General features: G+C 60.1%; 11 protein-coding genes. 2 read left to right on the plus strand and 9 right to left on the minus strand.

The features are described 5' to 3' along the window. Positions 1-9: 9 nt before the first annotated feature. Positions 10-3,057 (minus strand): formate dehydrogenase-N subunit alpha, encoded by a 3,048-nt coding sequence (gene fdnG / locus ACQUTP_RS02540; RefSeq protein WP_285755928.1) that lies wholly within the window; start codon positions 3,055-3,057, stop codon positions 10-12. A 225-nt stretch (positions 3,058-3,282) separates the two neighbouring features. Here fdnG and yddG point away from each other — a divergent pair, with 225 nt between their 5' ends. Then, complete coding sequence (gene yddG, locus ACQUTP_RS02545; RefSeq protein ID WP_048295818.1) at positions 3,283-4,161, plus strand: aromatic amino acid DMT transporter YddG; 879 nt, start codon at positions 3,283-3,285, stop codon at positions 4,159-4,161. Here the strand turns inward: yddG and benD are convergent. The 7 genes from benD to ACQUTP_RS02580 form a co-directional block, all read right to left on the minus strand. After that, positions 4,158-4,931 carry a benzoate diol dehydrogenase BenD gene (gene benD / locus ACQUTP_RS02550; protein WP_023318370.1) on the minus strand — a complete coding sequence of 258 codons (774 nt, stop codon included), beginning with the start codon at positions 4,929-4,931 and terminating at the stop codon, positions 4,158-4,160. The genes yddG and benD overlap by 4 nt on opposite strands. A gap of 9 nt (positions 4,932-4,940) precedes the next feature. Then, positions 4,941-5,957 carry a benzoate 1,2-dioxygenase electron transfer component BenC gene (benC, locus tag ACQUTP_RS02555; protein WP_004202691.1) on the minus strand — a complete coding sequence of 339 codons (1,017 nt, stop codon included), beginning with the start codon at positions 5,955-5,957 and terminating at the stop codon, positions 4,941-4,943. A gap of 9 nt (positions 5,958-5,966) precedes the next feature. Then, complete coding sequence (gene benB / locus ACQUTP_RS02560; RefSeq protein WP_004202692.1) at positions 5,967-6,452, minus strand: benzoate 1,2-dioxygenase small subunit; 486 nt, start codon at positions 6,450-6,452, stop codon at positions 5,967-5,969. Continuing rightward, complete coding sequence (locus tag ACQUTP_RS02565; protein WP_004202694.1) at positions 6,452-7,834, minus strand: Rieske 2Fe-2S domain-containing protein; 1,383 nt, start codon at positions 7,832-7,834, stop codon at positions 6,452-6,454. Before ACQUTP_RS02565 ends, benB begins: the two co-directional genes overlap by 1 nt. A gap of 109 nt (positions 7,835-7,943) precedes the next feature. Next, positions 7,944-8,870 carry a catechol 1,2-dioxygenase gene (gene catA, locus ACQUTP_RS02570; RefSeq protein WP_043519645.1) on the minus strand — a complete coding sequence of 309 codons (927 nt, stop codon included), beginning with the start codon at positions 8,868-8,870 and terminating at the stop codon, positions 7,944-7,946. Positions 8,871-8,936: 66 nt separating this feature from the next. Then, the gene (gene catC, locus ACQUTP_RS02575) at positions 8,937-9,227 is read right to left on the minus strand and encodes a muconolactone Delta-isomerase (protein ID WP_004202698.1); all 291 of its coding nucleotides are present in this window, start codon (positions 9,225-9,227) and stop codon (positions 8,937-8,939) included. Between the two features lie 19 nt (positions 9,228-9,246). Then, positions 9,247-10,410: a muconate cycloisomerase family protein gene (locus ACQUTP_RS02580; RefSeq protein WP_167879641.1), complete on the minus strand. Its 1,164-nt coding sequence runs from the start codon at positions 10,408-10,410 to the stop codon at positions 9,247-9,249. Positions 10,411-10,526: 116 nt separating this feature from the next. Here ACQUTP_RS02580 and ACQUTP_RS02585 point away from each other — a divergent pair, with 116 nt between their 5' ends. After that, positions 10,527-11,417: an IclR family transcriptional regulator domain-containing protein gene (locus tag ACQUTP_RS02585; protein ID WP_072140467.1), complete on the plus strand. Its 891-nt coding sequence runs from the start codon at positions 10,527-10,529 to the stop codon at positions 11,415-11,417. On the opposite strand, the gene kmrA is transcribed toward ACQUTP_RS02585, so the two are convergent. Next, complete coding sequence (kmrA, locus tag ACQUTP_RS02590) at positions 11,412-12,911, minus strand: efflux MFS transporter KmrA (protein ID WP_004202702.1); 1,500 nt, start codon at positions 12,909-12,911, stop codon at positions 11,412-11,414. The two genes, ACQUTP_RS02585 and kmrA, sit on opposite strands and share 6 nt — an antisense overlap. Positions 12,912-12,963: the final 52 nt, after the last annotated feature.

Consider the following 12,963-nt stretch of genomic DNA (forward strand, 5'->3'; position numbering starts at 1 on the left):
AATCGCTCCTTACGCTTTCTCGATGTTGACCAGAAACGCCTTATATTCCGGCGTTTGCGAGTTGGAATCGCCAACGTTCGGCGTCAGGGTGTTAGCGATATAGCCTTTGCGAGCCACGCCTTCAAAACCCCAGTGCAGCGGGATCCCGACGGTCTCCACCTGCTTGCCGTTGACGTTGAGCGTTTGCAGGCGGCGCGTCACCACCGCTACCGCGCGAATAAAGCCGCGCTGGCTGCTGACTTTCACCCGGTCGCCGTTGGCAATCCCTTTCGCTTTTGCCAGCCCTTCGCTAATTTCGACAAACTGTTCCGGCTGCGCGATGGAATTGAGCAGCGCATGCTTGGTCCAGGTATGGAAATGCTCGGTCAGACGATAGGTGGTCCCGACATACGGGAACTTATCCTTCTTACCTAAGCGGATGGCGTCCTCTTTATACAAACGCACCACCGGGCTGGAGATCACCTTCGGGTGCAGCGGGTTAGTGCCAAGCGGGGTTTCCATCGGCTCGTAGTGTTCCGGGAACGGCCCTTCCGCCAGCTTATCCAGCGCGAACAGGCGACCCAGCCCCTCCTGCTGCATGATAAATGGCCCGGTGTTGCTCCCCGGCGGCGCGGTATTGAAGTCCGGAATATCATTCCCGACCCACTTACTGCCGTTCCACTGGATCAGCATCCGCTTCGCATCCCACGGCTTGCCGTTGATATCGGCCGAAGCGCGGTTGTACAGCACCCGGCGATTAAGCGGCCACGCCCAGGCCCAGCCCAGCGTATTGCCCAGACCCGAAGGGTCGGCATTATCGCGATTCGCCATTTGGTTGCCCTGCTCCGTCCAGCTGCCACTGTAGATCCAGCAAGACGACGCGGTGCTGCCGTCATCGCGCAGCAGCGCGAAGCTGTTCAGCAGCTGGCCCTTTTTCGCCACCAGGGTGCCGTTGGCGTCATAAAGATCCGCCAGCGCGTAGCCGTTGTTCTCTTTCGCGACTTCTTCCGATTCCGGATGGTCCGGCTGCTTATAGCGCCAGCTCATCTTCAGCAGCGGCTCTGCGCCTTTACCGCCTTCGGTGCGGTACAGTTCGCGCAGGCGATGGTAAATCCCGGCCAGGATCTCGCCGTCGTTACGTGCTTCACCTGGGGCATCCTGACCTTTCCAGTGCCACTGCAGCCAGCGGCCGGAGTTGGCGATCGAACCGTCCTCTTCAGCAAAGCAGGTCGATGGCAGGCGGAAGACTTCCGTCTGGATCGTCGACGGGTCGACGTCATTAGACTCGCCGTGGTTCTGCCAGAAAGTGGAAGTTTCGGTGACCAGCGGATCGATAACCACCATATACTTCAGCTTGCTCAGGCTGCGAACCACTTTGTTTTTGTCCGGGAAGGACGCGACCGGGTTAAAGCCCTGGCAGATATAGCCAGTGACTTTGCCGTTATCCATCATGTTGAAGTATTTGATAACGTCGTAAGCCTGGTCCCACTTTGGTAACCACTCAAAGCCCCAGTCGTTCTCTTTTTGCGCCGCCTCGCCGTAGAAGGATTTCATCAGGCTGACAAAGAATTTCGGGTAGTTGCTCCAGTAGTTCACCTGGTCCGGCAGGGTCGCTTTTGGCGTGTTGGCCGCCAGGTACGTCTGCAGATCCCGCTGCTTTTCAGAAGGCAGGGTCAGGTAGCCTGGCAGGCTGGTAGACAGCAGGCCAAGGTCGGTCAGCCCCTGAATATTAGAGTGACCGCGCAGGGCATTCACGCCACCGCCGGCCATGCCCATATTGCCGAGCAGCAATTGGATCATCGCCATGGTGCGAATGTTCTGCGCGCCGACGGTGTGCTGCGTCCAGCCCAGGGCATACAGGAAGGTGGTGGTGCGATCGGCGGCGCTGGTTGAGGCCAGCACGTCGCACACCTTAAGGAAGTCCGCTTTCGGCGTACCGCAGATGTTTTCGACCACCTCTGGCGTGTAACGGGAAACGTGCTGCTTCAGCAGATTCCACACGCAGCGCGGATGGCTTAGCGTCTCATCGCGTTTGGCGTAGCCGTTTTCATCGAACTGGTAGTTCCAGGACGATTTATCATACTGGCGTTTGTCCGCATCATAGCCGCTGAACAGCCCCTCTTCGAAGGCAAAATCATCCCGCACCAGCAGGCTGGCGTTGGTGTAGTGCTTCACGTACTCGGCATTGATTTTGTTATGTTCGATCAGGTACAGCAGCACCCCCGACAGGAAGGTAATGTCGGTACCGGAGCGAATCGGCGCATAGATATCGGCCACCGACGCAGTGCGCGTAAAGCGCGGGTCGACGACGATAAGCGTGGCGTCGTTGTTGTTCTTCGCCTCCATCGCCCAGCGGAATCCCACCGGGTGGGCTTCCGCGGCGTTACCGCCCATCACCACCACGACGTTCGCGTTTTTGATATCCACCCAGTGGTTAGTCATCGCACCGCGACCAAATGTTGGAGCAAGACTTGCTACCGTTGGTCCGTGTCAGACGCGCGCCTGGTTGTCTACCGCCAGCATGCCGAGCGATCGCACAAATTTTTGCGTCAGCATGCCGGTCTCATTACTCGCCGCCGAGGCGCACAGCATGCCGGTGGAAAGCCAGCGGTTAACCGTTACGCCCTGCTCGTTCTTTTCCATAAAGTTAGCGTCGCGGTCGGCTTTCATCAGCCGGGCAATGCGGCTGAAGGCTTCATCCCAGGAGAGTCGCTGCCATTTATCGGATCCCGGGGCACGGTACTCCGGGTAGCGCAGGCGGTTATCACTGTGGACATAGTCCAGCAGGCCGGCGCCTTTCGGGCATAGCGCGCCGCGGCTCACCGGATGGTCCGGATCTCCTTCGATATGGTAAATCGCTTCTTTAGCGTTTTTCGCGCCGTCGCCGAGGCTATACATTAATAGCCCGCAGCCAACGGAGCAGTAAGTGCAGGTGTTGCGGATCTCTTTCGCACGCAGCAATTTGTAGTTGCGTGCCTGAGCCAGCGCCATTTTGGGGGCAAAGCCCAGGGCGGCAGCTGTGGTTCCGGCCATACCGCCTGCGCAGATCTTAAAGAACTTTCTGCGGCTGACGTCCATTGCATTCCTCCATGCAGGATGTTGATTCATCGCGCGGAGGAAACTAACAGTAAAATCCCGGGAAAATTTGCGTCAAATCAAGGAGCAAAACCCACTCCCCCTTAATCGCCAGCCGCGGCCGTTTTCACTAATCCCCAGGGGTTACCCATGGCGGAAAATTTCGCCCCGCGGCGGTCAAAAGATGATATATATGCCGGCTGCATTCGCGTAACCCTCAGGATAAGCATGGAGAAAAAGAAAGCCACGACCATCGGCTTCGCCGCCATTATTTTATGGAGCACGATGGTCGGATTGATTCGCGGCGTCAGCGAAGGACTGGGACCGGTCGGCGGCGCGGCGATGATTTACAGCCTCAGCGGCCTGCTGCTGATTTTTACCGTCGGTTTCCCTAACCTGCGCCAGATCCCGCGCCGCTATCTGCTGGCCGGCAGCGTGCTGTTCGTCAGCTATGAAATCTGCCTCGCGCTGTCCCTGGGCTATGCCGCCAGCCGTCAGCAGGCCATTGAAGTGGGGATGGTCAATTATCTGTGGCCCAGCCTGACCATCCTGTTCGCCATCCTGTTTAATGGTCAGAAAAGCAGCTGGCTGGTGATCCCCGGTTTGCTTCTAGCCCTGCTTGGCGTCGGCTGGGTGTTGGGGGGTGAGCACGGCCTGCAGCTGGAGGAGATTATCAGCAACGTCATCTCCAGTCCGCTCAGCTATCTGCTGGCCTTTATCGGCGCCTTTATCTGGGCGGCCTACTGCACGGTAACGGCCAAATATGCCCGTGGCAAAAATGCCATTACCCTGTTCGTCCTGTTAACCGCGCTGACGCTATGGCTGAAGTTTCTCGCCACGCCGCAGCCGCCGATGGTCTTCAGCTGGCCGGTCAGCATCAAGCTGCTGACGGTAGCGGTGGCGCTCGGTCTGGCCTACGCCGCGTGGAACGTGGGGATCCTCCACGGTAACGTCAGCCTGCTGGCGGCGGCCTCCTACTTCACGCCGGTGCTCTCCTCCGCGCTGGCGGCGATCCTGCTTAGCGCCGCGCTATCATGGTCGTTCTGGCAGGGGGCCGGGATGGTGTGTCTCGGCTCCCTGCTCTGCTGGTACGCGACCCGCCGTTAGCCGAGATCGCCGCCCGCCACCGGGAGGGTGACGCCGGTGATATAGCTGGCCTCATCGCTGGCGAGAAACAGGATCGCGTTTGCCTGTTCCGCCAGCGTGCCGTAGCGGTGCATCAGACTGCTGGCCACCGTCTGATCGACCACCTGCTGATACCACGCCTTCTCCTGTTCACTGGGCTGCTCGTCGTTACGCGGCGTCAGGCGCGGCGGCGCCTCCGTCCCGCCCGGTGCGACGGCGTTAATCCGAATACCGCTGCCGCTGTACTCCATGGCAATCGACCGGGTCAGCGCATTCACACCTCCCTTCGCCGCCGAATAAGGCACCCGGTTGACCCCTGCTGTCGCCACCGACGAGATATTGACGATGCAGCCTTTGCCCTGCTTCAGCATCCACGGCAGCGCCGCGCGGCAGCCCCACAGGGTAGGAAACAGCGAGCGGCGGATCTCTTTCTCAATCTGCTCCGGTTGATATTCGGCAAACGGCCGCGCCCAAATGGTCCCCCCGACGTTATTGATTAACACATCGATGCGGCCAAAATGCGCCACCCCGTCGGCAAACGCCTGCTCGGCGCTCGGCCACTGTTCCAGGTCCGCCTCCAGCGCCAGCACCTGACTGCCGGACTGAGCCAGCGTCGCCGCCAGCTCATGCACCCAGGGCGAACGATCGATGAGCAGTAGAGCCGCGCCTTCCGCAGCCGCCTGCTCCGCGGTTTGTCGGCCAATGCCCTGGGCCGCGCCGGTGATGGCGACCACTTTATCGCTAAAACGCATACTGCCTCCTTATGCCGCCGCGCTCTGGCTGGCGATAAATTTCTCGTACCAGAAGCCCGCCGGGGTGATCCCTCGCTCACGCAGCGCCGTGGCGACCGCGTTGACCATCGGCGGCGGTCCGCAAAGGTAGATATCGACCTCGCCATTATTCAGCATGGCGTCGTCAAGATGATCGGTGACGAAGCCGCGCTGCGGGCAAGGACTGTTTTCCTCCGCCACTACCGGTAGCCAGCGAAAGTGGTTTAACTGCTGACGGAATGCCTCCAGCGCCTCGGTCTTCACCAGATCCGCGTCGCGCGTGACGCCATACATCAGGGTCACCGGGCGCGCGGCGTTCTGCGCCTGCAAGGTCTCGAGCATGGAGAGCAGCGGCGCCAGCCCGGTACCGCCGGCCAGCATCAGCAGCGGACGTTCGCCGTGGCGCAGATAGAAGCTGCCCATCGGGCCGCTGAGGGTAAGACGATCCCCGGGCCGCGCCTGCAGGGTTAACCACTGGCTCATCATGCCGCCGGGCACGTTACGGATCAGGAAACGCCCTTCTGCCGAGCCTGGCCGGGAGCTGAAGGAATAGGCGCGAACGTGCGGCGTGCCTGGCACCTGAATGTTGACGTACTGCCCCGCCAGGAAGTCCAGCGGCTCATCGAGGGCGACCACCAGCTCGATGGCGGTATCGGACAGACAATTCACCTGTCGCACCTGCGCCCCGGTGTTCGTCAGGGCGGTTTTACACTGCGCGGCGGCCACCGGCACATCGACAACGCAGTCGCTGGTCGGCACCATCTGGCAGGTCAGCACCTGGCGGGCCTGCGCTTCCTCATCGCTTAACGCCTCGTCGAGATACTCCTCGCCGAGATCGTATTCCCCGCTGGCGCAGTGGCATTTGCAGGTGCCGCACACGCCGTCCGAGCAGTCCATCGGCAGATTCACCTTCTGCCGATAGGCAGCATCCAGGACTTTCTCTCCGGCATGGCATTGAATAAAGCGGGTGATACCGTCCTCAAAATTAAGAGCAATAGTGAAGGTCATAGGCGCCTCTTAAATGTGGTAAACGTCAATCACCTGACGGATATAGTCGTTATTCAGGCGCACGGTTTTGCGCACGATCTGCGGCCGGCCGTCCTGCTCGGTCAGCGTGCAGCAGGTGGCGCCGAAAAAGGCATCGGTGTGCTGATAGCGGTGGCTCCAGGTCACCCAGCTGTAACGCACCTCCAGCCCCTCGTCGCTCTCCCCCAGCAGTTCGACGTTGCTGATGATATGGGTGGTCCGCGGCTCCGGCGTGCTGGCCCCGGAGCGCTCGGTTTTAATGCGGTAGACGCGATCCTCCAGCCCTTCCCGGTTGGGATAGTAGATAAGCGAAATCTCTTTTTGCGGGTCGCGCGTCAGCTGATCGTCGTCGCCCCACGCCGGCATCCAGTAGATCACCTGCGGGCTGTAGCAGCTGAGCCATTCATCCCACTGACGGTCATCCAGCAGACGGGCTTCGTGATAGAGAAACTGGCGTACCTGTTCGAGGTTCAGCATCAGGCCACCTCCACACGCTGGGTGATCGACTGGTCATAGCGCTGCTGCTCTTGTTCAATCGCCGCGAGCATCAGCGTCTGCCAGTGATGGTGATGGGCGATGTACAGCGCCTCGTCCTCCGATTTCACGCCGCTTAAGCGCGGATTAAATCCGGCGTGCTGCGCATGCTCATCCGGACCATCGACCCAGCGCAGCGCGCCGCGGCTGAGATCGCTCCACGCCAGATTTTCACCGAGATAGCCGCGCTGACAGGCGCTGAACTCTTCGAGATCGTCCGGGGTGCCCATCCCGCTAACGTTAAAGAAATCTTCATACTGGCGGATACGCAGGGCCCGCGCCTGGTCGGATTCACCCTTCGGGGCAAAGCACCAGATAGTGACTTCGGTTTTGTCCACCGCCAGCGGACGAATGACGCGGATCTGGGTGGAGAATTGATCCATCAGATAGACGTTGGGGTACAGGCATAGGTTGCGGGTTTCGTTGACCATCTGGTCGGCGCGCCGTTCGCCGAATTCCGCCTGCAGACGCTCGCGATGGGCATACACCGGGCGCACCTCCGGGTTCAGCGCCCGGGTCCACAGCAGCATATGGCCGTTATCAAATCCGTAGCCGCCGCCGAGGCTTTTTGACCAGCCGTTGGCGTCCACCGCATGGGTGCCTTGCGCTTCATAGTTGCGGCGTGACATGGTGGAGGCGTAGTTCCAGTGCACTACGCTGACATGGTAGCCATCAGCGCCGTTCTCCGCGCCCAGCTTCCAGTTGCCTTCGTAAACGTAGCTCGACGAACCCTTGAGCACTTCCAGCCCCTCCGGCGCCTGGTCGACGATCAGATCGATGATTTTACAAGTTTCCCCGAGATAGGCTTCCAGCGGCTGCACGTCGGCACTGAGACTACCGAATAAGAAACCGCGATAGGACTGAAAACGCGGCAGCTTTTGCAGGTCGTGAGATCCTTCCTGTTTGAAGGTGTCAGGATAAGCGCCGGTGCTTTCATCTTTGGCTTTTAATAATTTGCCGTTATTGCTGAAGGTCCAGCCGTGAAACGGACAGGTAAAAGAGTTTTTATTCCCGGTTTTCCGTCGGCATAACATGGCGCCGCGATGAGCGCAGCTGTTAATTAACGCATGCAGCTCATGCTTTTTATCGCGGGTAATAATCACCGGCTGACGCCCCAGCGTCAGGGTATAATAATCACCCGGTTCGGCAATTTGGCTTTCATGGGCGAGAAATACCCAGTTACCTTCGAAGATATGCTTCATTTCAAATTCAAACAGCTGCGGGTCGGTAAATATCGACCGGTGGCAGCGGTAAATATGATTTTCACGATCGACAATTAAGGCGTTGTTAATTTTGTCTTTAAGCGCTGATAGCGTTTTTTGCATGAGTCAGTCCCTCCTGCGGTATTCAGGATGAAATAAACCGGGTGAATTGTTAGCTTTCAGGTGCAATGTCTGGCCCGGGCAACCGCGTGCCCGGGGCCGTTACAGCAGATTACGCTTTGGCGCGCAGGCGGGCGCCGCGCTGCTCTTCGTCGGCGCTGAGTGCTTTACACAGGGTGAAATCAAAACAGACCTCAGTGTGCTCTCCCTCAAGGTCGCGCTGCGCGATAGTCTCGCGGTCCGTCACTTTAATCGGGTCGGCAATCAGACCGTCGCGGGTGGCAAAGGCAAAATCATCCCACAGGTATTTATCGCCGCTGAGGTTGATCTGGCTGGTGAGATGTTTATGCCCCGGCGCGGAGACGAAGAAGTGAATATGCGCCGGACGGTTGCCGTGGCGGCCTAACTGATCCAGCAATTTCTGCGTTGGTCCATCCGGCGGACAGCCGTAGCCGGAAGGCAGGATGCTGCGCACGCTATAGCGGCCATCGGCGCCAGTACGGATCCGACGGCGCAGGTTGTATTCGCTCTGGCTCGGGTCGAAGAAGGAGTAATTGCCGAGGGTATTGGCGTGCCAGATATCGACGATGGCGTTGGCCACCGGCCGGCCCTCGGTATCTTTGACCTGGCCATGCAGCCACATCACTTCCCCCGGGTCGGCGCCATCATCCATCCGGGCGTGACCTTCGGCCAGCGGCGCATTGGCCACATACAGCGGCCCTTCGATGGTGCGCGGGGTGCCGGTTTCCCGGCGCGCCACTGCGTCGATGGCGTCCTGACGCAGGTCGAGGAAATGCTCCAGACCCAGCCCTGCCGCCAGCAGCGCCGCCTCCTGACGACCACCCAGCGCATGCAGATAGTTCACCGCATGCCAGAACTCTTCTTCGGTGATGTTATAGTCGTCGATCAGCGTACAGATATTCTCCAGCAGACGGTGAATAATGGCTTTAAAACGTTCGTTTCCGCCAGGGACGTGTAAACCCGCCCCTTCACGTAATAATTTCTGCACGGCTTCTTGTTGTACGAAAGCATTACTCATTATTATTCTCTCTTATCGTTGTAGGGTATTTACCGGGTCACCCCGGCATGAGGTCAGGTGTTATTATTAGCTATCATCGTCACGAACAGACGAGGGATGGCGGCACAGCGCCTCGACGCGAATATCCATAAAAGGATACAGCGGCAATCCCATTAATATTTGATGTAACTCTTCGGTATCTTTGACATCGAAAATACTGACATTGGCGTAAAGACCGGCGACGCGCCAGATATGTCGCCATTTGCCTTCCCGCTGTAATTGTTGCGAATAGGCTTTTTCGCGTTGTTTTATTTCCTCCGCTTCGGCGACGGGAAAGCCGAGCGGTATATTCACGGTCATATCCACTTTAAATAGCATCTGTTTCTCCTGTTTCCCGCTACGCCTGGCGGGTGTAAAAACGCAGTTTGTCTTCATCCAGCTCGACGCCAAGACCCGGGATTTGCGGGAGCACCACCTCGCCGTAGGCAAAGGAGAGCGGTACGCTGACGATATCGTCTTTCAGCAACAGCGGGCCGAACATTTCGGTTCCCCACTGCAGCGGCAGCGTCGACCAGGCGTGTAGCGAGGCGACAGTCCCGACGGTCCCCTCCAGCATGGTGCCGCCATACAGGCCAATACCCGCCGCCTGGGCGACGCGGGCCAGCGCCAGTACGCTGTTCGGTCCGCCGGCCTTGGCGATTTTCAACGCGTAAGCGCCGGTAAAGCCCTGCTGCGCCAGTTGATAGCCATCGTAAGCGGTGGCCACCGCTTCGTCGGCGAGGATCGCGGTTTCAATATGCTGGCTTAACCGCACCAGCGCCGCGTTGTCGTGGGCGCTGACCGGCTGTTCGATGAGGTCGACGCCCATCGCCGCCAGCTCGCGGCAGCCTTTCGCGCCGGTTGCGGCGTCCCAGGCCTGATTGACGTCGACGCGGATGCTGGCGCGATCCCCTAGCGCCTCCACAATGGCGCGGGTATGGCGCAGGTCGGTCGCTAATTCGCGTGCGCCAATTTTCAGCTTGAACGCCTGATGGCGCCGCTCGGTTAACAGTTTTTCCCCTTCGGCAATATCTTTCGCGGTATCGCCGCTGGCTAACGTCCACAGCACCGGCAACGCCGTTTGCAGCGCGCCGCCGAGCAGCGCCGACACCGGCAGCCCCAGCGCTTTGCCCTGGGCATCCAGCAGCGCGGTTTCAATGGCGGACCTGGCAAAAGTGTTGCCTTTAATGGCGCTGTTCATGCGGGCGGTCAGCGCATTCAGGTTATCAGCCGGTTGCCCCAGCAGCAGCGGCGTCAGGTAATGCGTTATCGCCGACGAGATAGCCTCCGGGCTCTCGACGCCATAGCTCAAGCCGCCGATGGTGGTGGCCTCGCCAATGCCGCAGATGCCGTCGGAGCGGGTAAGGCGCACGATCACCAGCGTCTGACATCCCATGGTGGTCATCGACAATTTATGTGGCCGGATGGTTGGGACATCCACAATCCAGCTCTCAATACGTTCTACGGTGGCAGTCATTTTCGCTTCCTGATGAGATGTATAACTTTTTGTACCCACATCCATAACGGGGGGGGCTGTGCCATTGACAATAGGGTTCGGCCTGGCGGATGGTCAACGGCGATAATCAAATGTTGTGCGATTATCGACGCGTTTGTTAAAAGACGGTTATTAATGTGATCGTGGTGGTAAAACCGGCACAATTCAGCGCACCCCATTTTGCGCAAGGTATAGTGATCTGCCGTGAGCTTTACGCTGCAACGGAGAAGGATGCGATGAGCGACAATATCCCCAATACGCTGAGCGCCAGGCAGGCCGAGCACGATCCCAACTTTATGCTGTCTCTGGCCCGCGGTCTGGAGGTGCTTAACGCCTTCACCCCACAGCGTCAGCGGCTGACCATTTCCCAGTTAAGCCAGAAAACGCAAATTTCCCGCGCGGCGGTACGCCGGTGCCTGTATACCCTCGCCGCGCTGGGCATGGTCCATAGCCCGGATGGCCGCCATTATGAGCTGCTCCCCCGTGTGCTGGCGGTGGGCCATGCCTATCTCGCCGGCACCCCGCTGGCGAAAGTGGCGCAGACGGCGCTGGACAGCCTCGGCAAAGCCCTCGGCGAATCCTGTTCGGCGGCGACACTCGACGGGGATAACGTGCTCTATATTGCCCGCGCGGCGGTGAATAATTTATTGAGCGTCGATATCGGACGCGGCAGTCGCCTGCCGGCGTGGGCGACGTCGATGGGTCGGGTATTGCTCAGCGCGCTGCCGGAAGAGCAGCTGGAGGTGACACTGTCACGTGCCGTGCTCATTCGCTACACCCCACACACCCTGTGCGATATGGCCGGGCTACGCGCGGAGATTGATCGGGTGCGCATGCAGGGCTATGCCCTCGCCGACCGGCAGATAGAGGTGGGCCTGTGCTCGCTGGCGGTGCCGGTGCTGTCGCGTCATGGCCAGGTGGTGGCCGCGCTGAATGTCGGGGTGCCGGCCGCGACGGTCAGCGCCGCGGCGTTAAAAGAGAAGGCCCTCGCCCCGCTACGCCGCGCGGCGATGGACCTGTCGCTACAGCTATAGCGCCGTCTGCGGCTTCGTCACCGTGGCGAGGCTGCGCCAGATCCCGGCGGCCAGCAGCAGAAGCATGACCCCCGCTGTCGCCAGCACCAGACTGTGCGCCTGGGTAAAGGCCGCCTTCGCCGCCGCCATCAGCGCCTCCGCCACCCCGGCGGGTAGCGCCTGGGTCAGGCTGACCGCCTCGCCGATCGATGACGACGCCCGCTGCGCCATGGTCTCATTCAGCCCGGACGGTAGCACAATAGTGGCGCTGTAGCTGCGGGTCAGGATCAGGCCGAACAGGGCAATGCCGAGGCCAGCGCCCAGCTCATAGGCCATGGTTTCGATCGCCCCGGCCGCCGCCGCTTTCTCCTTCGGCGCCGCCGCCATAATGGCGGAGCTGGAGGCCAGCAGCGCGCTGGCGACGCTAAAGCCCAGCAGCGTCATCAGCCCCCAGGCCAACCATTGCTGAGTGCTGAAATCGGTCAGCGCCAGGCCCAGAAAGCTGAAGGCGCTGAGCAACATCCCGCCGGTCGCCACCTCGCGCAGCCCGAGCTTCGACACCAGCATCCCGGCAATCGGCCCGCTAAAGCCGCTGGCCACCATCACCGGCAGCATAAACATCCCCGCCTCGAACGGCGTTTTCTGATGCACAAACTGCAGCTCCTGAGCCATCAACAGCTCAAAACCCACCAGGGTAATCAGGGCGGTCATCGCCATCATCACCCCGCTTAAAATAATGCGATGAGTGAACAGTCGCATATCCACCATCGGCCGGACCGCCGACAGCTGTTTGCGGATAAACCAGGTGAGCATCGCCGCCCCGCCGATCGCCACCAGCGCGGTGAGCCACAGCGCCAGCTGGCCCTTCAGGGCCGATTTGGCGCTAAACACCAGCATCAGGATCGCCGCAATCAAAATGAGCGCCTGCAGCAGGTTCAGCGGCTGGTCGCGGCGCGCGGGCTGGCGCGGCACCACTTTGGCGTTAATGGCGATAACCACCAGCACAATCGGAACGTTGATCAGGAACACCGATCCCCAGTAGAAATGCTCCAATAACATGCCGCCCACCAGCGGGCCAAAGGCCGCGCCGCCGGAGCCCACCGCCGCCCACAGCCCCAGCGCCATATTGCGCTGGCTGGCCTCGGCAAAGGTGCTGCGGATGCCGGCCAGCGTCGCCGGGACGATCATCGCCGCCCCCACCGCCAGCAGGGCACGGGAGGCAATCAGCGTCAGAGCCGTCGGCGACAGTGCGGCGCACAGCGAGGCGACGCCAAAAATAGCGCTGCCGAGCAGCAGCAGACGTTTAAAGCCGATTTTATCGCCAAGGGCGCCCATCGGCAGCACCATCCCGGCCATCACCAATGAATAGATATCAATGATCCACAGCAGCTCATTGCCGCTGCTGCCCAGCGCGACGCTGAGGGTCGGCGCGGCCACATGCAACACCGTGGCGTCAATCGCCACCGGAATATAAACCAGCAAAATAGCCATCAGCGTCATCCATTGCCGTGACATAGCTTGTACCTCAATGTTAGAACTTGGACACACGTCCAGGATGGCGATCCTG

The organism is Klebsiella sp. 2-CIP_Kleb., assembly GCF_050378715.1.
Lineage (GTDB): Bacteria > Pseudomonadota > Gammaproteobacteria > Enterobacterales > Enterobacteriaceae > Klebsiella > Klebsiella quasipneumoniae.